At 68.3% G+C, this 21,014-nt stretch carries 18 protein-coding genes; 6 read left to right on the top strand and 12 right to left on the bottom strand.

The genetic code is table 11. The annotated features are described in order from the left end of the window. Positions 1 to 4 precede the first annotated feature (4 nt). The 5 genes from AC3WQY_RS02850 to AC3WQY_RS02830 form a co-directional block, all read right to left on the bottom strand. Positions 5 to 1,213, bottom strand: a complete 1,209-nt coding sequence (locus AC3WQY_RS02850) for an ABC transporter permease (protein WP_285231096.1) — start codon at positions 1,211 to 1,213, stop codon at positions 5 to 7. After that, complete coding sequence (locus AC3WQY_RS02845) at positions 1,210 to 1,905, bottom strand: ABC transporter ATP-binding protein (protein WP_285231097.1); 696 nt, start codon at positions 1,903 to 1,905, stop codon at positions 1,210 to 1,212. Before AC3WQY_RS02845 ends, AC3WQY_RS02850 begins: the two co-directional genes overlap by 4 nt. Next, a complete protein-coding gene (locus AC3WQY_RS02840; RefSeq protein ID WP_492705618.1) occupies positions 1,902 to 2,471 on the bottom strand; it encodes a hypothetical protein in 570 nt (189 codons plus the stop codon). Before AC3WQY_RS02840 ends, AC3WQY_RS02845 begins: the two co-directional genes overlap by 4 nt. Before the next feature lie 165 nt (positions 2,472 to 2,636). Beyond that, positions 2,637 to 2,915, bottom strand: coding sequence for a hypothetical protein (locus AC3WQY_RS02835; protein ID WP_285231099.1), 279 nt, complete (start codon positions 2,913 to 2,915; stop codon positions 2,637 to 2,639). A 64-nt stretch (positions 2,916 to 2,979) separates the two neighbouring features. Beyond that, positions 2,980 to 3,306: a hypothetical protein gene (locus AC3WQY_RS02830; RefSeq protein WP_492705616.1), complete on the bottom strand. Its 327-nt coding sequence runs from the start codon at positions 3,304 to 3,306 to the stop codon at positions 2,980 to 2,982. Between the two features lie 186 nt (positions 3,307 to 3,492). On the opposite strand from AC3WQY_RS02830, the gene AC3WQY_RS02825 reads away from it, so the two are divergent. The 4 genes from AC3WQY_RS02825 (at position 3,493) to AC3WQY_RS02810 (ending at position 9,421) form a co-directional block, all read left to right on the top strand. Further along, positions 3,493 to 5,118, top strand: coding sequence for a gamma-glutamyltransferase family protein (locus tag AC3WQY_RS02825; RefSeq protein WP_492705614.1), 1,626 nt, complete (start codon positions 3,493 to 3,495; stop codon positions 5,116 to 5,118). Between the two features lie 312 nt (positions 5,119 to 5,430). Beyond that, a complete protein-coding gene (locus tag AC3WQY_RS02820) occupies positions 5,431 to 6,792 on the top strand; it encodes an MFS transporter (RefSeq protein ID WP_492705612.1) in 1,362 nt (453 codons plus the stop codon). Positions 6,793 to 6,817: 25 nt separating this feature from the next. Beyond that, positions 6,818 to 7,402, top strand: a complete 585-nt coding sequence (locus AC3WQY_RS02815) for a GNAT family N-acetyltransferase (protein ID WP_492705610.1) — start codon at positions 6,818 to 6,820, stop codon at positions 7,400 to 7,402. Between the two features lie 90 nt (positions 7,403 to 7,492). Further along, positions 7,493 to 9,421, top strand: a complete 1,929-nt coding sequence (locus AC3WQY_RS02810; protein ID WP_492705608.1) for a serine hydrolase domain-containing protein — start codon at positions 7,493 to 7,495, stop codon at positions 9,419 to 9,421. A 15-nt stretch (positions 9,422 to 9,436) separates the two neighbouring features. On the opposite strand, the gene ugpQ is transcribed toward AC3WQY_RS02810, so the two are convergent. Genes ugpQ through ugpB form a run of 5 tightly spaced genes read right to left on the bottom strand, consistent with a single transcriptional unit; the run spans position 9,437 to position 14,321 of the window. After that, a complete protein-coding gene (gene ugpQ / locus AC3WQY_RS02805; RefSeq protein ID WP_492705606.1) occupies positions 9,437 to 10,177 on the bottom strand; it encodes a glycerophosphodiester phosphodiesterase in 741 nt (246 codons plus the stop codon). Continuing rightward, a complete protein-coding gene (locus AC3WQY_RS02800; RefSeq protein ID WP_492705604.1) occupies positions 10,174 to 11,238 on the bottom strand; it encodes a sn-glycerol-3-phosphate import ATP-binding protein UgpC in 1,065 nt (354 codons plus the stop codon). The genes ugpQ and AC3WQY_RS02800 overlap by 4 nt, the downstream gene beginning before the upstream one ends. Positions 11,239 to 11,250: 12 nt before the next feature. Then, positions 11,251 to 12,102 (bottom strand): sn-glycerol-3-phosphate ABC transporter permease UgpE, encoded by an 852-nt coding sequence (gene ugpE, locus AC3WQY_RS02795; RefSeq protein ID WP_285231106.1) that lies wholly within the window; start codon positions 12,100 to 12,102, stop codon positions 11,251 to 11,253. A gap of 1 nt (position 12,103) precedes the next feature. Then, complete coding sequence (gene ugpA, locus AC3WQY_RS02790; RefSeq protein WP_492705754.1) at positions 12,104 to 12,985, bottom strand: sn-glycerol-3-phosphate ABC transporter permease UgpA; 882 nt, start codon at positions 12,983 to 12,985, stop codon at positions 12,104 to 12,106. Between the two features lie 28 nt (positions 12,986 to 13,013). Further along, positions 13,014 to 14,321 carry a sn-glycerol-3-phosphate ABC transporter substrate-binding protein UgpB gene (gene ugpB / locus AC3WQY_RS02785; RefSeq protein WP_285231107.1) on the bottom strand — a complete coding sequence of 436 codons (1,308 nt, stop codon included), beginning with the start codon at positions 14,319 to 14,321 and terminating at the stop codon, positions 13,014 to 13,016. Between the two features lie 296 nt (positions 14,322 to 14,617). On the opposite strand from ugpB, the gene AC3WQY_RS02780 reads away from it, so the two are divergent. Beyond that, positions 14,618 to 18,544: a DUF3683 domain-containing protein gene (locus AC3WQY_RS02780; RefSeq protein ID WP_492705601.1), complete on the top strand. Its 3,927-nt coding sequence runs from the start codon at positions 14,618 to 14,620 to the stop codon at positions 18,542 to 18,544. Positions 18,545 to 18,550: 6 nt separating this feature from the next. Here the strand turns inward: AC3WQY_RS02780 and AC3WQY_RS02775 are convergent, their stop codons facing one another. Together AC3WQY_RS02775 and AC3WQY_RS02770 are read right to left on the bottom strand one after the other, a co-directional pair. Next, complete coding sequence (locus AC3WQY_RS02775) at positions 18,551 to 19,354, bottom strand: substrate-binding periplasmic protein (RefSeq protein ID WP_492705599.1); 804 nt, start codon at positions 19,352 to 19,354, stop codon at positions 18,551 to 18,553. Continuing rightward, positions 19,351 to 20,322 carry a Bug family tripartite tricarboxylate transporter substrate binding protein gene (locus AC3WQY_RS02770; RefSeq protein WP_285231110.1) on the bottom strand — a complete coding sequence of 324 codons (972 nt, stop codon included), beginning with the start codon at positions 20,320 to 20,322 and terminating at the stop codon, positions 19,351 to 19,353. The genes AC3WQY_RS02775 and AC3WQY_RS02770 overlap by 4 nt, the downstream gene beginning before the upstream one ends. Before the next feature lie 65 nt (positions 20,323 to 20,387). On the opposite strand from AC3WQY_RS02770, the gene AC3WQY_RS02765 reads away from it, so the two are divergent. Continuing rightward, a complete protein-coding gene (locus tag AC3WQY_RS02765) occupies positions 20,388 to 20,831 on the top strand; it encodes an HIT family protein (RefSeq protein ID WP_492705596.1) in 444 nt (147 codons plus the stop codon). Positions 20,832 to 21,014 lie beyond the last annotated feature (183 nt).

Below are 21,014 nucleotides of genomic sequence, written 5' to 3'. Positions count from 1 at the left end.
TCCTTCAGGTATGGGCGAGGGCGTCGACGATGGGCTTGGCCACGGTCTTGCGGGCCACCGCGGCGGAGGCCAGCATGGCCAGGGTCAGCATCGCCAGCAGGGTGGCGGCGTAGAGGCCCGCATCGATCGCCACCTGCAGCGGGTAGCCGCGCGAGTAGCCCGGGGGCGGCGGCATTTCCACCGGCAGCACATAGAGCAGCAGGCTCAGGCCCAGCGCCAGCAGGGCCCCCAGCAAGGCACCGCCACCGCCCAGCAGCATGCCCTCTAGCGCCAGGCTTTGCAGCAGCTGCGAGGGCAGGGTGCCGAGCGCGCGCAGCGTGCCGATCTCGCGGGTGCGCTCGATGATGGCCATGGCCATCGCGTTGCTGACCACGAACACCACGATCACGCCGATGATGACGCCCAGCGCGCCGAAGATGCGGTTGTAGAGCTGCTTCACGCTGCGGTAGAAGCTGGCCTGTTGCTCCCAGGTGCGTACTTCCAGCTGCGGCGCCAGCGCCTGCATGCGTGCCTGCGCGGCCGGCGTGCTTTCCATGCGGTCGAGGAACACGCCCAGCGAGGAGACGCGCTGCGTCGCCAGCAGGGCCTGGGCGCTCGCCAGGTCCAGATAGAGCGAGCGCTTGTCCATCTCGGCGATGCCGGTGGAGAAGATGCCCACCACCTGCACATCGATCGCGTTCAGCGCGCCCTCGGTGGTGCTGGCCAGCAGCGTGAGCGCATCACCGGGCTTGGCCTTGAGGCTGCGCGCCAATCCTTCGCCCAGCATCACCGCGCGCTGCTGGGTCGAGCTCAGCACCTGGCCGGCCCGGATCTGCAGGAACGGGCCCTTGATGGCGAACTCGGCGTCGGCGTCGATGCCGGCCGCCATCATCACGGTGGACTTCTCGCCGTTGGAGATCAGGCCGCTGAACTCGACGCGTGGCAGCACCTGGCGCACCTGCTCGTCGGCCAGCATCCGCGTGCGCAGCCGCTGCCAGTCGTCCAGTCCGTATTGCAGCGGGGTGTCCTCGTCCTTGTTGAACTGCGCCGGGCTGGCCACGACAAGATGGCCGGTGCCGCGTGCCGCCGCCTGGGCCAGGCTCTGGTAGGTGAAGATGGCAAAGCCACCCGCCAGCAGGATGGCGGCCGTGCCCAGTGCGGCAATGCCCAAGGTGACGAGCGAACGCCGGCGGTTGCGCAGGCTGTTGAGCCAGGCGAATTTGAGCCACTTCATTGCAGGGTCTCCGTGGTCTTGCCGTCCAGCAGCGCCACCACGCGGTCGCAGCGGCGCGTCAGGCGAGCGTCGTGGGTGGCGATGATGAAGCTGGTGCCCTGGCCATGGGCCAGCTCGCGCATCAGGTCCACCATCGTCTCGGCGGTATGTGAATCGAGGCTGGCGGTGGGCTCGTCGGCGATCACCAGTGCGGGCCGCTTCACCAGCGCACGCGCGATCGCCACGCGCTGGCGCTGGCCACCCGAGAGCGCGTCCGGCCGGTGCGCCGCATGCTCGTGCAGGCCCACCGCGCGCAGCGCCTCGGCCACCCGCGTGGCGCGCTCGCCGGCCGCCACGCCGGCGAGAAAGAGCGGGTAGTCGACGTTCTCCGCCACCGTCATCACCGGCACCAGGTTGAAGCTCTGGAACACGAAGCCGATGGCATCGCGGCGCAGCAGCGTGGCGGCGCGCTCGGCGCGCGCATCCACGGCGTGGCCGCGCAGCAAGACCTGACCCTCATCGGGGCTGTCGATCAGGCCGCAGAGATTCAGCAAGGTGCTCTTGCCGCTGCCCGACGGGCCGGTGAGGGCCAGTAACTCGCCCGCCGGCACATCCAGGTCCACGCCCTGCAGGGCCGGAATCACATGCTCGCCGAGGCGGTAGGTCTTGCGCACGCCGCGCAAGCTCATGATGGGATCGCGGGTGGCGCTCATGGCTGCGCCGCCTTCGGCTCGGCGCCGGCCTGCTTGGCCGCACGCGCCCGCACCGCCGCCTGGAAGCCCGCCGGGCTGCTGGCGAACAGCGGGTCCTTGAGGATCTCCTGCAGCAGCTGGCTGCCGCGCGCGCCGCGGTTGAACATGCCGGGCAGCCCCAGAAAGGTGTTGGCGGCGACGAAGCGCGTCTCCAGGCTCACCGGCGTGCCGCGCACGCGCTGCTGCTCATGTTCCTTGCCGAGCAGGGCCAGGCCCTTGTCGATCTGCGCCAGCCCATCTTCCGCATAGCTCATCTTCTTCCAGGGCAGCAGGGCGGTGGTGGCGCGCAGCGAGGTGGCCGCGCCGGCATAGGCGCGCAGCAGCGGATGCGCGGGCTCGGCCTTGGAGAGCGTGGTGAAGCGCTCCGCCGATGCCTCGATCAGCTCGCTGTGGCCTTGGGTGGCCTGGTTGAATTGCTGGAAGGCCTCCTGGAACTCGGTCTCGCTCAAGGCGCGGGCCGGCCCATGCAGCAGGGCGAGCGTGGCGGCGAGGCTCAGCAGGGTGGTGATGGCTGGGGTGGGTCTCATGATGGCTGGTGGCTGAGTGAAAGTGCGCTCAGCCTAGGCAGCCAGACCCGGGCGCCCCAGCGCGATGCGACCGGACCAAGCTGCGCGGCGCGAAGCGACGGTTTTGCGGCGCCAAAGAAAAGACCCGCCACCAGGGCGGGTCTCGCAAACGGGGGGCGAGTGGTCTTACTTCTTGGGCGCTTCGGTCTTGGCCGGCTCGGCCTTCACCGCGGGCTTGGCGGCGCTGGCTGCATGAGCTGCCTTGGCCTCGGCCTTGGCAGCGGAAGCCGCCGGGGTTGCGGGCGTGGCGGCGGTCGCTGGCGTGGCCGGCGTGGCGGCGGTTGCCGTGGCGGTGGCCGCCGGTGCCGGCATCTTGGCGGGGGCTGCGGCCGGGGCCGGCGTTTGGGCTTGGGCGACGGCGGCGCAAACAGTCAGCAGGCCGGCGATCAGGGTGGTCTTGTTCATGGTGTGTTCTCTTTCCGTCTGGTTCAGGATGTCAACAGGGCTTGAAGTCCGGGCGCGGCCCGGCTCAGGAGTTCTTGGCCGGCGCGTCGGCCTTGACGGCATCGGCCGCGGCTGGCTTTGCCACGTGCTTCTTCACATGCTTCTTGGCGTGCACGGCGGGCTTGGCGGCTTCGGCGGTGGTGGTGGTCGCGGCGGCGGTCTTCAACTCGGTTTTGGCCTCGGCCTTCACCGCGGCGGGTGCCGTGGTGGCGGCGGGAGCCGCGGTCGTGGCCGCCGTCGCGGGGGTTGCGGTCGGCGCAGGAGTTGCCGTGGCTCCGGGGTTTTGCGCCATCGCCAGGCCGGTGGACAGGGCCAGCAGAGCAGGGATCAGGGCGGTCTTCAGAGCATTCATTTGGATCACTCCAGGGTTGTTGAACTTGCCACTCCACAACGAGGCCCTGACCCCGGCAGTTGACGTTAACCCTAGGCGTTGCAAAGCGTTACACCGCACACCCATCGCACGGTCCGCCTGGGGTCAGGTCTTGCCTGGCACGCCGATGAGGCAAGATGGCGCATCGTTCCATCCACCAGCAGTGCCATGAGCTCACACTTCAATTGGTCCGCCGGCTATCCCAGTCAGCGCAGCCCGCTGTTCGCGCGCAACGTGGTCTCCACCTCGCATCCGCTCGCCGCGCAGGCCGGTCTACGCATGTTGGCCCAGGGGGGCAACGCGGTGGACGCGGCGATCGCGACCGCCGCCTGCATGACCCTGGTGGAGCCCTGCAGCAATGGTCTGGGCTCGGACGCCTTCTGCATCCTCTGGGATGGCAAGGAGCTGCACGGCCTGAACGCCTCGGGCACGGCGCCGCAAGCCTGGACGCCCGAGTACTTCTTCAAGACCTATGGCGCCGATGCCAAGGCCCCACCCAAGCGCGGCTGGGGCGGCGTGACCGTGCCCGGCGCGGTGGCAGGCTGGGTGGCCTTGAGCGAGCGCTTTGGCAAGCTGCCCTTTGCCGACCTGATGGCGCCGGCGATCGAGATTGCCGAGCGCGGCTATGCGGTGCCGGTGATCGTGCAGAGCAAATGGGCGATGGCCGCGGCCGTCGACGAGCTCACCCGTCAGCCCGGTTTTGCCCAGGCCTTCCTGCCACGCGGGCGCGCGCCCGCGGTGGGTGAGCTGTTCAAGTTCCCGGACGCGGCGCGCACGCTGCGCCTGATTGCGGCGAGCAAGGGCGAGGCCTTCTATCGCGGCGAGGTGGCGGCCGCCGTGGAAGCCTTTGCCAACGAGACCGGCGGCGCGATGACGGCGGCCGACTTCGCGGCCTACCGGCCCGAGTGGGTCAAGCCGATCTCGCAGGACTATGCCGGCCACACCCTGCACGAGATCCCGCCGAATGGCCAGGGCATCGCGGCGCTGATCGCGCTGGGCATCCTCAAGCACCTGGACCTGCCAGCGCATGCGGTGGACGGCGTGGCCTCGCAGCATCTGCAGATCGAGGCCATGAAGCTGGCGTTTGCCGATGTCTACCGCTACGTAGCCGACGCGGCGGCGATGCGGGTGACGGTGGAACAGCTGCTGGACCCCGGCTATCTTGCCGCGCGCGCCAAGCTCGTGCGCATGGACGCGGCGCAGGACTTCAAGGCCGGCAACCCGGTCAAGGGCGGCACCATCTACCTCACCGCCGCGGACGAGAGCGGCATGATGGTCAGCTTCATCCAGAGCAATTACATGGGCTTCGGCTCGGGCCTGGTCGTGCCCGGCTACGGGCTCTCGCTGCAGAACCGCGGCCATTGCTTCACGCTGGAGGCGGGCCACGCGAACGTGGTGGCGCCCGGCAAGCGCCCCTTCCACACCATCATCCCCGCCTTTCTGACCAAGGGCGGCCAGCCGGTGATGAGCTACGGCGTGATGGGCGGCAATATGCAGCCGCAAGGCCATATGCAGACCCTGGTGCGCATGCTGGACTATGGCCAGCAACCGCAGGCCGCCTGCGATGCGCCGCGCTGGCGCTTCAACGAGGGCCTGTCCATCAACGTCGAGCCGCACATGCCGCCGGCCACCATCGAGGGCCTGCGCGCGCTGGGCCACCAGATCGGCGACATCCACGACAGCTACCAGGACTTCGGCGCCGGCCAGTTCATCTGGCGCCTGGGTGATCCGGGCGTGGAGGGCTATGTGGCCGCCAGCGATCCGCGCCGGGATGGCGCCGCGGTGGGCTATTGAGCGCGCACGCCCAGCGCACCGCCCATACTTCTGGGACTTGCTGGGCGTCAAGCCGCGCTGCTACCATGCTCCGCAATCCCCTGCACCAAAACCCATGACCAAGCTGCTGGACCGCACCCGAACGCGCACACCCCGTGCCGGCGGCGTGCGCGCGCGCCGGTCTGGGCACTCGCCCGCGCCGCATTGACAACAACGCGCGCCGCGTGGCCCGCCGGTTCCTGACGCCGGCTTCGCGTTTTCCGTACTTACGCCCGCTGCGCGGGCCCGGCGTGGCGCTCACAAGGCGCGGCGCCTGCTGTTGGAGTGAATCCCATGCAAACCCAGGCGATCTCCTGGTTTGACCGGCTCAGACTTGCGCTCACCCTGCCACCCGGGGACCTGCTGCGCGACATGGTCTATCGCCGGCTCTGGACTTCGATACTGATCAGCTCGCTGGGCGGGCAGATCACGATGCTGGCCCTGCCGCTCACCGCGGCGGTGCTGCTGCATGCCAGCCCCACGCAGATGGGCCTGCTCACCGCCATGGAGATCGTGCCCTTCGTGCTGTTCTCGCTGCCCGGCGGCGTGTGGCTGGACCGCGTGCGCAAGCTGCCGGTCTATGTGGTGGGCGAGTCCATCCTCGCGGTGGCGGTGGCCACCGTGCCGCTGGCCGCCTGGATGGGTTGGCTGTCGATGACCTGGCTGTATGCGGTGGGCCTGGTGCTGGGCACGGTCTACACCCTGGCCGGCAGCGCGGCGCAGATCGTGCTGACCCAGGTGGTCCCGCGCGACCGCCTGGTGGAGGCGCATGCCAAGAACTCGCTCGCCTCCTCGGGCGCCGAAGTGGCCGGGCCCGGCATTGCCGGCCTGCTGATCAAGCTGCTGGGCGCACCCATGGCGCTGGCGGCCGACGCGGTGTTGGTGCTGATCTCGGCCGCCATCCTGCGCGGCATCAAGGTGCAGGAAGAGGTGCACAAGACCAGCGGCGCGGATTTCTGGCGCGACCTCAAGGCCGGCGTGGCCTTTGTGCGCAACAGGCGCCTGCTCATCAGCTTGGCCTGCACGGTGGGCGGCTGGCAGCTCTTCAACAACGCCGCCCAGGTGGTGCAGATCCTGTTCGCCACCCGCGTGCTGGGGCTGTCGGCCCAGACCGTGGGCCTGAGCTATGTGGCGCTGGGCGTGGGCACGGTGCTCACCAGCATATTCGGCCATCGCATCTCCAAGGCGATGGGGCCGGGCCCCTGCCTGATCCTGGGCCTGGCGGTGTGCGGCCTGGGCTGGCTGACGCTGGGGCTGGCGCCGGCCAATGAGCTGGGCATCGCGGCCTTTGCCTTCATGCTGTTTGCCTTTGGCGTCGGCGCGGTGCTGATCTTCATCAACTTCCTCTCGCTGCGCCAGGCGGTCACGCCCGGCCCGATGCTGGGCCGCATGACCAGCACGATGCGCTGGTTGATCCTGATCCCTGCCGGCCCTGGCGCCCTGATCGGCGGCTGGCTGGGCGAGTATGTGGACCTGCGCGCCGCACTCTTGTTTGCCGGCCTGGGCGCGCTGGCGGTGGCCGCGGTGGCGCTGCGCGTGCCCGCCATCCGCGAGGTGCGCGAGCTGCCCAGCATCGACAGCGGCGAGCCCGAGCCCGCGCTGGGCGCCGAGGCCCAGCCGGGCCGCATCGACCCCGACTGGGCCCCCAGCAAGTGACGAAGAATGAGCGAACCCCTCCCGCATGACAACACCTGACCCCATCCTGATCAAGGTTCCCGAAGAGATCGTCACCGAGCGGCTGGTGCTGGCGGCGCCGCGCGCCGGCCTGGGCCAGGCCCTGGCGGCGGCCGTCACCGAATCGATCGAGCACCTCAAGCCCTGGATGCCCTGGGCCCAGCTCGCGCCCACGGTGGAAGACAGCGAGGCGGTGATGCGCCGCATGCAGGCCGACTTCATCCTGCGCCGCGATCTGGTCTACCAGATCTACCGCAAGGGCGAGGACGGCCGCGCCGGCCGCCTGCTGGGCGGCACCGGCCTGCATCGGCTCGATTGGGAGGTGCGTCGCTTCGAGATCGGCTACTGGATGCGCAGCAGCGCGCTCGGCCAGGGCTATGTGAGCGAGGCGGTGCAGGCGCTCACGCGCATGGCCTTCGAGAGCCTGCGCGCACGCCGGGTCGAGATCCGCATGGACGAGCTGAACCCCAAGAGCCGCGCGGTGGCGGAGCGTTGCGGCTACGAGCTCGAAGGCGTGCTGCGCCAGGACGCGCTGAATGTGAACGGCGAGCCGCGCAATACCTGCGTCTACGCCCGCCTGAGCAACACCTGACCCTCGGCAGCTGCAGCTCGTCGGTTTCTCCTGGTGCCTGTGCGTCGTCCGCCCTAGAGTGCGCCGCTTGCACCACCAGGAGGAGAGTCGATGTTGCCCATGTCCGTCATGCGAGGGTTGGCGCAGCGCTGCCTGGTGGCGCTTGCGTTCGGCTGCTGCGCTGCGCAGGCAGCGCCGGCGGCACATGCGCTCACCGAGGCCGATCTGACCAGCTATCTGGACGGCTATGTGCCGGTGGAGATGGCGCGCGCCGGGATTGCCGGGTTCGGCATCGCCGTGGTGAAGGACGGCCGCGTGCTGCTGGCGCGCGGCTACGGCATGGCCGACCGCGCCAGCACGCGCCCGGTCTCGGCACAGGACACGCTGTTCCGCATCGGCTCGGTGTCCAAGCTGTTCGGCTGGATGGCGGTGATGCAATTGCAGGAGCAGGGCAAGCTGGACCTGGACGCGGATGTGCAGCGCTATCTGGACTTCGCGCTGCGCTCACCCGAGCTGGGGCCCATCACCATGCGCCAGCTGATGACGCACCGGGCCGGCTTCGAGGAGAGCATTGCCGGCCTCTGGGCCAGCCCCGGCGAGGACATGGAGCTGCGCCACTACCTGCTGCAGCACCAGCCCGCGCGCATCCATGCGCCGGGCACGGTGCCGGCCTATTCCAACTATGGCGCCACCCTGGCCGCCTATGTGGTGCAGCGCCTCAGCGGCCAGCCCTTCGAACGCTATGTGAAGCAGCACCTGCTGCAGCCCCTGGGCATGGCGCACACCAGCTTCGCCCAGCCCTTGCCGGCGGCGCTCAAGCCCTTCATGTCCTCAGGCTACGAGAACGCCTCGGGCGCCGCGCGCGAGTTCGAGCTGATACGGGTCGCACCGGCCGGCGCCGCCTCGGCCAGCGTGGCCGACATGGCGCGCTTCATGCTCGCCCAGCTCGGCGGTGGTGACCTGGACGGGCAGCGCGTGCTCAGGCCCGAGAGCATGGCGGCCATGCTCGCGCCGCAATGGCGCCACCATGCCCAAGGGCCGGCGCTGGGCCTGGGCTATTACGAGGAGGATGGTTTTGGCCAGCGCGTGATCGGCCATGGCGGCGATACGCAATGGTTCCACTCCGGCATGTATTTGCTGCCCGAGCAGGGGATGGGCATCTTCATCACCCAGAACAGCCTGGGCGAGCGCAGCCTGCGCGGCGAGTTGCTGCGGCGCCTGCTGGAGCGCTACTACCCGCCCGTCGCCGTGGCAGCGGCGGTCAGCGCCCCGGATGTCAGTGTGGCCGGTCGCTACCGCAGCAGCCGGCGCATCGACACCGGCCCCTTGCGGATGGCTGGCTGGTTGGGGCAGACGCAGATCAGCCTGGATGCCGAGGGCCGCTTGCTCAGCAGCAGCCAACGCGGCACGGACGAGCAGCCGCTGCGCTTTCGCGCCTTGGGCCAGGGCGTGTGGCAGGCCGAGGCGCAGGACCCGGCGGGCCCGGGCCGGCGCCTGTTCTTTCGCAGGGGCGAGGCCAGCGGCCGCTGGGAGATGAGCGGCCGGGCAGCGGTGCAGATCGAACAGCAGCTGCCCTGGTGGGAGGATGGCCGGCTGCTGCTGGCCCTAGTCGCCTCGGCGCTGGGCCTGGCCGGCCTGAGCCTGCTGAGCTGGCCGCTGGCGGCGCTGGCGGGGGGGCGGGCGCGCCGCCACTACCGGCAGGCTCGCCCCGAGCCGCGCCTGCAGCGTGCCCGTCAGGCCTTGCGCGCGGCCTCGGCGCTGCTGCTGACGCCCTGGTTGGCGCTGGCCCTGCTGGCCCTGCCGGGTCTGGGCGACATGGCTTACCTGAGCGGCCGCGTCTTCGGCCTGGGCTTGCGTGGCGTGCAGGTGCTGGGCTGGCTGCTGCTGCCCGCGCTCTGGCTGGCCCTGCGTGGCGCGGCGCTGCAATGGCGCACGCCGGGCAGCTGGTGGTGGGCGCGGCTGCACGCCGCGCTGATGGTGCTGGCCTGCTTCGTGGCGCTGGGCCTGGGCTGCTGGGGTCAGATCTTGCTGGGGAGCTGAGCGGCGCTTGCCGCCTCAGCCCGCCGGCGAAAACTTGTCCACCGCGTCGGTGATGATGCCGTCCACGCCGTTGGCGATCAGCCATTGCGCGCTGGCCTTGTCGTTCACCGTGTAGACCAGCGCCCGCATGCCGGCGCCATGGATGCGCGCCACCGTGGCGGCATCCATCAAGTGATAGTCGGCGATCACCGCCTGGCAGCCCAGGGCCTGGGCCTCGTCCAGCCAGGCGCCGCGCAGCTTGTCCAGCAGCAGGCCGCGTGGCATCTCGGGCGCGGCCGCGCGCGCGCCGCGCAGGGCCTCGGGTTCGAAGGAACTGAAGACGGGCAGCTCGGTCCGGCCAGCCCACAGCCGAAGCACCTCGCGGCCCAGCACCTCGCCGGTCTCGAGTTCCTGCCCGGGCGTGGGCTTGATCTCGATATTGAGCGAAAAGCGATTGGCGAGGATGAAGTTGGCCAGTGCCTCCAGACTCAGCAGCGGTTCACCGGCAAACGCGCGGCTGTGCCAGCCGCCGGCGTCCAGGCGCGAGAGCTCGCTCCAGTCGCGTTCCGCGGCGCGCCCGCGCGCCGAGGTGGTGCGGTTCAGCGTGCTGTCGTGCAGCAGAAAGGGCACGCCGTCGCGGCTCAGTTTGACGTCGCACTCGAAGGCGCGGTAGCCGTGCTGGGCGCCCAGGCGGAACGCGGCCAGGGTGTTCTCCGGCGCCAGCTTGCCGGCGCCGCGGTGCGCGATCCAGAAGGGCAGCGGGAGCGCTTTTTTCATACGCGTTGCGTGCTCTGGGCGTCGAACCAGTGCAGATGCTTGGCGCTCAGCTCCAGCATCAGCGTCTCACCCACCGTGGGCGGCACGTGGGTGGCGTCGATGCGCAGGGTGAAGAGCTCGCTGCCCAGCCGCCCGTAGACCAGCCGCTCGGCACCCAGCATCTCGATCATCTCCACCGTCAGCGGCCAGCCCTGACTGGCATTCCAATGGTCCAGGTGCTCGGGCCGCAGGCCCAGGATCAGCTCGCCATCGCGCGGCGCGGCGGCCGGCAGCGGCAGGCTGATGCCGCCGACGTGGAACATCGTGCCCTCGGCGCGGCCCTTCAGCAGATTCATGGGCGGCGAGCCGATGAAGCCGGCCACGAAGGTGCTGGCCGGGCGCGCATAGACCTCCTCGGGCGTGCCGATCTGCTCCATGCGGCCGCCGTTCATCACGATCATGCGCTGGGCCAGGGTCATGGCCTCCACCTGGTCGTGGGTCACGAACAGCGAGGTCACGCCCAGCTCGCGGTGCAGCTTCTGGATCTCCAGCCGGGTCTGGGCGCGCAGCTTGGCGTCGAGGTTGGAGAGCGGCTCGTCGAACAGGAACACCTGCGGGTTGCGCACGATGGCGCGGCCCATCGCCACGCGCTGGCGCTGGCCGCCCGAGAGCGCGCGCGGCTTGCGGTCCAGCAGCTGGCTGAGCTCCAGGATCTTGGCGGCCTTGTCGACGCACGCCTTGATCTCGTCGACCGGCACCTTCTTGATCTTGAGCCCGTAGGCCATGTTGTCGAACACGCTCATATGCGGATAGAGCGCGTAGTTCTGGAACACCATGGCGATATCGCGGTCCGCCGGCTCGACCTGATTGACCACGCGTGGCCCGATCGCGATCTCGCCGCCCGAGATTTCCTCCAGCCCCGCCACCATGCGCAAGAGCGTGGACTTGCCGCAGCCCGAGGGCCCGACGATGACGATGAACTCGCCATCGGCGATCTCGGCATCCACGCCGTGGATGACCTGGTTGGCCTTGGGGCCGGTGCCGTAGCGCTTCACGACCTTGCGCAGGGAAATGCTTGCCATGTTCTTTTCTCTTTACTTCTCGGCGTCGACCAGGCCCTTGACGAACCATTTCTGCATCAGGATCACCACCAGCGCGGGCGGGATCATCGCCAGCATGGCGGTGGCCATGACGATGTTCCATTCGTTGGCCGCGTCGCCGCCGGCGATCATGCGCTTGATGCCGATCACCACCGGGTACATGTTCTCCTCGGTGGTCACCAGCAGCGGCCAGAGGTACTGGTTCCAGCCGTAGATGAACTGGATCACGAACAGGGCGGCGATGCTGGTGCTGGACAGGGGCAGCAGCACGTCCTTGAAGAAGCGCATGGGCCCGGCGCCATCGATGCGCGCAGCCTCCACCAGCTCGTCGGGCACCGTCATGAAGAACTGGCGGAACAAAAAGGTGGCGGTGGCCGAGGCGATCAGCGGGATCGTCAGGCCGGCATAGCTGTTGAGCATCTTCAGGTCCGACACTACCTGGTAGGTGGGACCGATGCGCACCTCCACCGGCAGCATCAGGGTCACGAAGATGGCCCAGAAGAAGAAGCTCTTGAAGGGGAAGCGGAAGTAGACGATCGCAAAGGCCGAGAGCAGGGAGATGGCGATCTTGCCGATCGCGATGCCCAGCGCGCACATCAGGCTCACCCACATCATGCGGCCCACCGGCGCCTTCGAGTTCCCGCCGGTGGCGCTGCCCAAGAGCGCGTCGCGGTAGTTCTCCAGCAGGTGGCTGCCGGGCGTCATCGGCATGGGGGCCTGGACGATCTCCTGCGCCGTGTGGGTGCTGGCCACGAAGGTGATGTAGAGCGGGAAGGCGACGATCAGCACCCCCAGGATCAGCACCAGATGGGAGAGCAGGGTGAGGGCGGGGCGGCGCTCGATCATGTCAGTACTGCACCTTCTTCTCGACATAACGGAACTGCAGCACCGTCAGCGTGATGACGATGAACATCAGCACCACCGACTGCGCGGCCGAGCCGCCCAGGTCCATGGCCTTGAAGCCGTCGTAGTAGACCTTGTAGACCAGGATGGCGGTGTCCTTGCCGGGGCCGCCATGGGTGGCAGCGTCGATGATGCCGAAGGTGTCGAAGAAGGCGTAGACGACGTTGATCACCAGCAGGAAGAAGGTGGTGGGCGAGAGCAGCGGGAACACGATGGTCCAGAAGCGATGCCAGGGGCTGGCGCCGTCGATGGCCGCGGCCTCGATGAGCGATTTCGGGATCGACTGCAGGCCCGCCAGGAAGAACAGGAAGTTGTAGGAGATCTGCTTCCACACCGCGGCCAGCACCACCAGGGCCATGGCATGGCGCGAGTTGAGCAGATGGTTCCACTCGAAGCCGAGCGCGCCCAGCGCGTACGAGACCACGCCGATGCTGGGCGCGAACATGAAGAGCCACAGCACGCCGGCAATCGCCGGCGCCACCGCATAGGGCCAGATCAGCAGCGTCTTGTAGACCGCCGCACCCTTCACCACCCGGTCCGCCATCACCGCCAGCAGCAGCGAGACGCTCAGCCCCAGCACCGCCACCAGGGCCGAGAACAGCGCGGTGGTCTGGAAGGACTCCAGATAGCTGGCGTCACCGAACAGCGCGCGGAAGTTCTCCAGCCCCGCCCATTCGGTGGAGGTGCCGAAGGCGTCCTGCTGCTGCATCGATTGCAGCAGCGCCTGACCCGCCGGCCAGAAGAAGAACACGCTGATCACCACCAGCTGCGGCGCCAGCAGCAGCCAGGGCAACCAGGCGGATTTGAAGAGAACGCGTTTTTCCAGGGCCATGGCTCAGGTCTTGCTCAAGCGATCACAGCTTGGCCGTCTTTTGGAACTTTTCCAGTTGCTCGTTGCCGCGCTGGATGGCCGTGTCGATGCCTTCCTTGGGCGTCTTCTTGCCGGACCAGACGTTCTCCATCTCCTCGTCGATGATGGTGCGGATCTGCACGAAGTTGCCCAGGCGCACGCCGCGCGACTTGTCGGTGGTCTTGCGGATCATCTGCGTCACCGCGACATCGGTGCCGGGGTTGGCCTTGTAGAAGCCGCTCTTCTCGGTCAGCTCGTAGGCGGCCTTGGTGACCGGCAGATAGCCGGTGCGCTTGTGGCTTTCCGAGGCCACCTCGGCCTTGGCCAGGTAGCTGAAGAAGGCCGCGATGCCCTTGTACTCGGCCGGCTTCTTGCCCGCCATCACCCACAGGCTGGCGCCGCCGATCACGGTGTTCTGCGGCGCGCCGGCCACATCGGGGTAATAGGGCAGGGGGGCGATGCCGCTGGCGAACTTGGCGTTCTTCTTGATGTTGGCGTAGAGGCCCGAGCTGCCGGTCAGCATCGCGCATTCGCCCGAGTAGAAGGTGGCGTCGCCGGTGTTGCCGCGGCCCTTGTAGACGAACAGGCCCTGCTTGGCCATGTTCGCCAGGTTCTCGATATGGCGCAGGTGCAGCGGGGTGTTGAAGGCCAGGCGCGTGTCGGTGCCGCCGAAGCCGTTGTTCTTGGTGCTGAACTCCACGTTGTGCCAGGCCGAGAAGCTCTCGAACTGGGTCCAGCTCACCCAGGTGGTGGTGAAGGGGCACTTGTGGCCGCTGGCCTTGAGCTTGGCGGCCGCCAGGGCCACCTCGGGCCAGGTGCTGGGCGGCTTGTTGGGGTCCAGGCCGGCGGCCTTGAAGGCGTCCTTGTTGTAGTGGAAGACGGTGGTCGAGCTGTTGAAGGGCATCGACAGCATCTGGCCGCTGGGTGCCGTGTAATAGCCGGCCACCGCGGGCACATAGGCATTCGGGTCGAACTTGGCGTCGCCCATCTTCATCACCTCGCCCACCGGCACGATGGCGCCCTTGCTGGCCATCATGGTGGCGGTGCCGACCTCGAACACCTGCAGGATGTGCGGCGCATTGCCGGCACGGAAGGCGGCGATCGCGGCGGTCATCGATTCGTCGTAGCTGCCCTTGAAGGCCGGCACGATCTTGACGTCCTTCTGGCTGGCGTTGAATTCGCGGGCGAGGTCGTTGACCCAGTCACCCAGGGCCCCGCTCATCGAGTGCCACCATTGGATCTCGGTTTGTGCCTGTGCGCCGACGGACAGGCTGGCGATCAGGGCCGCGGCTGCGAGCTGATGTGCTTTCATGGACGTTGATGCTCCTCTCGAATGGGAAACCAGGCAGATTAGCCGCGCATTGTGACAGTTCACCAACTGGTAAATGTCATCCCGGGGTCAGTTCTTGCCCTGAATCAGAAGGCCGGCAAAGCGCCGGCGCGGGCCAAGGGTAATCGGGCTTGCGCGGGGCGTCCATGCTGCGCTGCGGTAGGATCAACGCCCTGCGCAGTCCGGGCTGCGGCGACTCGCTCCACGCCCTGCGCGCCACCCAGGCCACAAGCCAGCGGACCTTGCCTGCTCCTCGCTCTTTCCCTGCCCCCGCCGCCATGAATGCACCGCATCCCCTGATGCCCACAGAGTCCGCTGCTGCTGCCGCCGCGCACGAGGCCCCGCGCCTGCGCGAGATTCCCTACAACTACACCTCCTTTTCCGACCGCGAGATCGTCATCCGCCTGCTCGGCGCGCGCGCCTGGGAGCTGGCCAACTCGCTGCGCGACGAGCGCCAGACCGGCCGCTCCGCCCGCATGCTCTACGAGGTGCTGGGCGATATCTGGGTGGTGCAGCGCAACCCCTATCTGCAGGACGATCTGCTCGACAACCCCAAGCGGCGCCAGCAGCTGATCGATGCCCTGAAGCACCGCCTGCACGAGGTGGAGAAGCGCCGCAATCCGGCGCTGGACCCACAGCGCGACGCCTCGGTGGGCGAACTGCTGACGCTGGCCCAGGCCGCGGTGGCGCGCTTTGCCGCCCAGTTCGACGAGGTGGCCGAACTGCGCCGGCGTGCGACCAAGGTACTGGGCAAGCACACCGCCAAGGACAACATCAAGTACGACGGGCTCTCGCGCGTCTCGCATGTCACCGACGCCACCGACTGGCGCGTCGAGTACCCCTTCGTGGTGCTGACCCCCGATAGCGAGGCCGAGATGGCCCATCTGGTGAAGGGCTGCATCGAGCTGGGCCTGACCATCATCCCGCGCGGCGGCGGCACCGGCTATACCGGCGGCGCCGTGCCCCTGGTGTGGAAGAGCGCCGTCATCAACACCGAGAAGCTCGAGGCCCTGCGCGGCGTCGAGATGCTGGAGCTGCCCGGCGTGGGCCGGCCGGTGGCCACCATCTTCAGCGAGGCCGGGGTGGTGACGCAGCGCGTCTCCGACCTGGCCGAGCAGCATGGCTATGTGTTCGCGGTGGACCCCACCAGCGCCGAGGCCTCCTGCATCGGCGGCAATGTGGCGATGAACGCCGGCGGCAAGAAGGCCGTGCTGTGGGGCACGGCGCTGGACAATCTGGCCTCCTGGAAGATGGTCACGCCGGATGCCAAGTGGCTGGAGGTCATTCGCCTCAACCACAACCTGGGCAAGATCCACGATGTCGAGATGGCCAGCTTCGAGCTGCGCTATTTCGATGCCTCGGGCAAGAAGCTGGAGCGCAGCGAGCGCCTGGACATCCCCGGCCGCACCTTCCGCAAGGAGGGCCTGGGCAAGGACGTCACCGACAAGTTCCTCGCCGGCCTGCCCGGCATCCAGAAGGAAGGCTGCGACGGCCTCATCACCAGCGCACGCTGGATCGTCCACCGCATGCCCAAGCATGTGCGCACCGTCTGCCTGGAGTTCTTCGGCAACCCGAAGGACTGCGTGCCCTCCATCGTCGACATCAAGGACTACATGTTCTCGCTGGCCACCCAGGCGGGCGGCGCGAACACCGACGCCGAGGGTGCCGGCGCCACGCCGGTGCTGCTGGCGGGCCTGGAGCATCTGGACGACCGCTATCTGAAGGCGGTGGGCTATGCCACCAAGAGCAAGCGCGGCGGCCTGCCCAAGATGGTGCTGGTGGGCGACATCGTCGGTGACGACGAGGATGCGGTGGCGCGCGCCACCTCCGAGGTGGTGCGCCTGGCCAATGGCCGCAGCGGCGAGGGCTTTGTGGCCGTCTCGGCCGATGCGCGCAAGAAGTTCTGGCTCGATCGCAAGCGCACCGCGGCGATCTCCAAGCACACCAATGCCTTCAAGGTGAACGAGGACGTGGTGATCCCGCTGGAGCGCATGGGCGAGTACACCCTGGGCATCGAGCGCATCAACATCGAGCTGAGCCTGCGCAACAAGCTGGCCCTGGTGGAGGCCCTGCAGGCCTTCTTCACGCAGGGCAAGCTGCCGCTGGGCAAGAGCGACGACGCCAGCGAGATCCCCAGCGCCGAGCTGCTGGAAGACCGCGTGCAGCAGGCGCTGGCGCTGCTGAACGAAATCGGCCACCGCTGGACGCGCTGGAAGGACGAGCTGGATCTGCCGCGCCCGGAAGAGCGCAGCTACTTCGACCAGCTGCAGGACCATTCGCTGCGCGCCTCCTGGAAGACGCAGATCTTCAAGCCGCTGCAGAGCATCTTTGCCGGCGCCGCCTTCGAGGCCATCCTGGCCGAGTGCAAGCGCATCCATGGCGAGGTGCTGAAGGGCCGCGTCTGGGTGGCCCTGCACATGCATGCCGGCGACGGCAATGTGCACACCAACATCCCGGTCAACTCCGACAACTACCAGATGCTGCAGACCGCCCATGAGGCGGTGGCGCGCATCATGAAGCTGGCGCGTTCGCTGAACGGCGTGATCTCGGGCGAGCATGGCATCGGCATCACCAAGCTAGAGTTCCTCACCGACGAGGAGCTGGCGGGCTTTGCCGGCTACAAGCAGCGCGTCGACCCTGAGGGCCGCTTCAACAAGGGCAAGCTCTTGCGTGGCGGCACCGACTATGCCGACCTGACCAACGCCTACACGCCCAGCTTCGGGCTGATGGGCCACGAGTCGCTGATCATGCAGCAGAGCGACATCGGCGCCATCGCCGACAGCGTCAAGGACTGCCTGCGCTGCGGCAAGTGCAAGCCGGTGTGTGCCACCCATGTGCCGCGCGCCAACCTGCTCTACAGCCCGCGCAACAAGATCCTCGCCACCTCGCTGCTGGTGGAGGCCTTCCTCTACGAGGAGCAGACGCGCCGCGGCGTCTCGATCAAGCATTGGGAAGAGTTCGAGGATGTGGCCGACCACTGCACGGTCTGCCACAAATGCCTGAACCCCTGCCCGGTGAAGATCGACTTCGGCGACGTCACCATGAATATGCGCAATCTGCTGCGCAAGATGGGCCAGAAGACCTGGCGCCCCGGCAATGCCGCGGCCATGTTCATGCTCAACGCCACCAACCCCGAGACCATCAAGCTGGCGCGCACCGCCATGGTGGGCGTGGGCTTCAAGGCGCAGCGCCTGGCGCATGAGCTGCTGAAGGGCTTTGCCAAGAAGCAGACCGCCGCGCCGCGCGCCAGCGTGGGCGCCGCGCCGATCAAGGAGCAGGTGATCCACTTCATCAACAAGAAGCTGCCCGGCGGCCTGCCCAAGAAGACGGCGCGCGCGCTCTTGGACATCGAGGACAAGGACTACGTCCCCATCATCCGCAACCCGGCCAGCACCACGGCCGAGACCGAGGCGGTGTTCTACTTCCCCGGCTGCGGCTCCGAGCGCCTGTTCAGCCAGGTGGGCTTGGCCACCCAGGCGATGCTCTGGCATGCCGGCGTGCAGACCGTGCTGCCGCCCGGCTATCTGTGCTGCGGCTATCCGCAGCGCGGCTCGGGCCAGTTCGACCGCGCCGAGCAGATCATCACCGACAACCGGGTGCTGTTCCATCGCGTCGCCAACACGCTCAACTACCTGGACATCAAGACCGTGGTGGTGAGCTGCGGCACCTGCTACGACCAGCTGCAGGGCTACAAGTTCGAGGACATCTTCCCGGGCTGCCGCATCGTCGACATCCACGAGTTCCTGCTCGAGAAGGGCATCAAGCTCGACTCAAGCCAGGCCTACCTCTACCACGACCCCTGCCACAGCCCGATGAAGCTGCAGGAGCCGATGAAGACGGTGAAGGCCCTGGTGGGCCCCGAGGTGGTGAAGAGCGAGCGCTGCTGCGGCGAGAGCGGCACGCTGGGCGTGACGCGCCCCGACATCTCCACCCAGGTGCGCTTCCGCAAGGAAGAGGAGCTGCGCAAGACCGAGACGATGTTGCGCGAGTCCGGCAAGGTGGCGGCGGCCGAGAACCTCAAGATCCTCACCAGCTGCCCGAGCTGCCTGCAGGGCCTGACCCGCTATGGCGGCGACCTGCAGAACGGCCTGCTGGAAGCCGACTACATCGTGGTCGAGATGGCCAACAAGATCCTGGGCGAGAGCTGGATGCCGGACTACGTGGCCAAGGCCAACAACGGCGGCATCGAGCGGGTGCTGGTCTAGCCCGGGCTAGGGCAGGGCGGCGGCAGCGGCCTCGGCGCTCAGGTAGCGCTGCACGATGCGCTGCAGGCTGCCGTCGCGGCGCATCGCCTCGATGGTGCTGTTGTAGCGCTCCACGAAGCCCGGGTCGGTGCTGCGCATGCTGAAGGCGGTGGGGGCCGGTTCGTCCGACACCATCACCTGGGTCTTGAGCAGCTTGTCGCTCAGCTTCAGGCCCGCCAGCTCGAATTCGGCGGTCAGCTCGTCGGCAATCACGCCGTCGATGCGGCCGCGCTCCAGCATCTGCCACAGGCCGTGCCGATTGCTCACCTTGCTCACGCCGCGGGCAAACACCTCATCACGCATCAGGGCGGCGTAGTCGGGCCCGTAGACCACGCCGATCTGGGCGCCCAGCCTGAAGGGGCTGCCGCGCAGCTCGAGCAGGCTCTTGAAGGGCCAGCGCGCCGCGTCGGCGCGGCGTATGTAAAGCATATTGCGCGAGTGCAGCGCCGGCGTCGAGAACCAGGCATAGGCCTCGCGCTCGGGGCGCCTGAAGGCGCCGGCCAGCACATCCAGATCGCCATGCTCCAGCTCCACCAGGGCGCGCGCGAAGGGCATCTCCACCAGCTTCACGCCGCAGCCCATGCGGCGCAGCGCCTCGACGTTGATGTCGATCTGCACGCCCCCAATCGCGCCGTCGGGCAGGCGCATGGAGAAGGGCGGGTCGTCGTTCCAGCGCAGCTTCTTCTCGCAGGCCGGCGCGGCCGCCCGGGCCAGGCCGGCCAAGCCGGTCAGCGCGAGCAGCAGGGTGGCGGCGACGGCGTGTGGGTTCATTCCGCCGCCAGTTTGCGCTCCTTGATCAGCGCATGCCAGGTCTGGGTCTCGGCCTGCACGAAGCGCGCCAGCGCGGGGGCGTCGCTGGGCGCCAGCTCCAGGCCGAAGTCTTCCAGCTTGCTGCGCACCTCGGGCAGCTGGATCGCCTTCTGCATTTCGCTGGAAAGCCGCGTCACCGCCTCGGCCGGCGTGCCCTTGGGCACGAACAGGCCCTGCCAGGCCGCCACGTCCACGTTCTTCAGGCCCAGCTCCTCGAAGGTGGGCACGTCCGGCAGCTGCGGGATGCGCTTCTTCGTCAGCACCGCCAGCGGCTTGATCTTGCCGGCGCGGATATGCGGCAGGCCGGCGGCGGTGTCGAGGATGGCCATCGGCACCACGCCGGCCATCAGGTCCTGCACCGCGAAGGCGGTGCCGCGGTAGGGGACGTGCACGATGAAGCTCTTGCTGCGGTCCTTCACCAGTTCCATCGCCAGATGGTGCGGGCTGCCGATGCCGGGCGAGGCATAGCTGTAACGGCCCGGGTTGGCCTTCACCTCGTCCAGCCACTGCTTGCCGCTGCTGAAACCGGCGCCCGGGTGCACGGTGAGGATGAGCGGGAACTTGGCCATCAGCCCCACCGGCGCCAGATCGGCCGGCGCATAGGGCAGCTTCTTGTACATGGCGCTGTTGAACACCAGCGCGCCGTTGTCGCCGCTGAGGATGGTGTAGCCATCGGCGGGCGCCTTGGCCGCGGCGTCGGTGCCTATCATGCCGCCGGCGCCGGGGCGGTTGTCGATCACCAGCGGCTGGCCCAGCTGCTTGCCGAGCTGGGGCGCGAGCTGGCGCGCCAGGAAATCCGAGCCGCCGCCGGCCGGGTAGGCCACCACCCAGCGGATCGGTTTGGCCGGCCAGGTTTCGGCTTGGCTCGCATGACCGGCCAGCGCGGCCAGGGTGGAGATGGCGATGAGACAGACACGGCGAGCAAGCATCGATGCGTTCCTTCCACGGCAGGCGGCTACAGTCGCGGCATCTTAAGCCGCCCGGAACGCCTGCCATGAGCAACACCACCCACGCCTGCCCCCTGTGTGCCGAAGTTGGCGGCCTGCTCATCGTGGAGCGTCCGCAATGGCGCGTGGTGCGCGTCGCCGACGCCGACTTCCCGGCCTTCTACCGCGTCATCTGGCAGCCGCATGTGGCCGAGTTCAGCGATCTCGACCTGGCGGCGCGCAGCGCCTGCATGGAGGTGGTCTACCGCGTCGAGCAGGTGCTGCGCCAGGCGCTCGCGCCAGCCAAGCTGAACCTCGCCAGCCTGGGCAATATGGTGCCGCATCTGCACTGGCACGTGATCGCCCGCTTCGACTGGGACAGCCATTTCCCCAACCCGATCTGGGGCGAGCGCCAGCGCACGCTGGCCACGCCCGCCGAAGCCCGGCTGCCCCTGCCGCTGGCGCAGCTGGACGACCAACTGCGCGCGGCGCTGCTGTTCACCACGCGCTGAGCCGGTCAGACTAGCAAGACCTGACCCCCGGGGTCAGGTCTTGCTACGCCTGTCTAAGTGTTTTCACCCAACGGGAAACACCTGCCTGCAAGCTCTTACAGGTGGATGCGCCTGGCGCCGCCGCGCCTTCCTACACTGCGCGCTCCCTGTTGATTTGGGCGCATACCGCACCGAAATGGGGCT

The sequence above is a fragment of the Roseateles sp. FW301-B2 genome (assembly GCF_058788955.1).
This window is presented reverse-complemented; position numbering and strand designations above follow the sequence as displayed.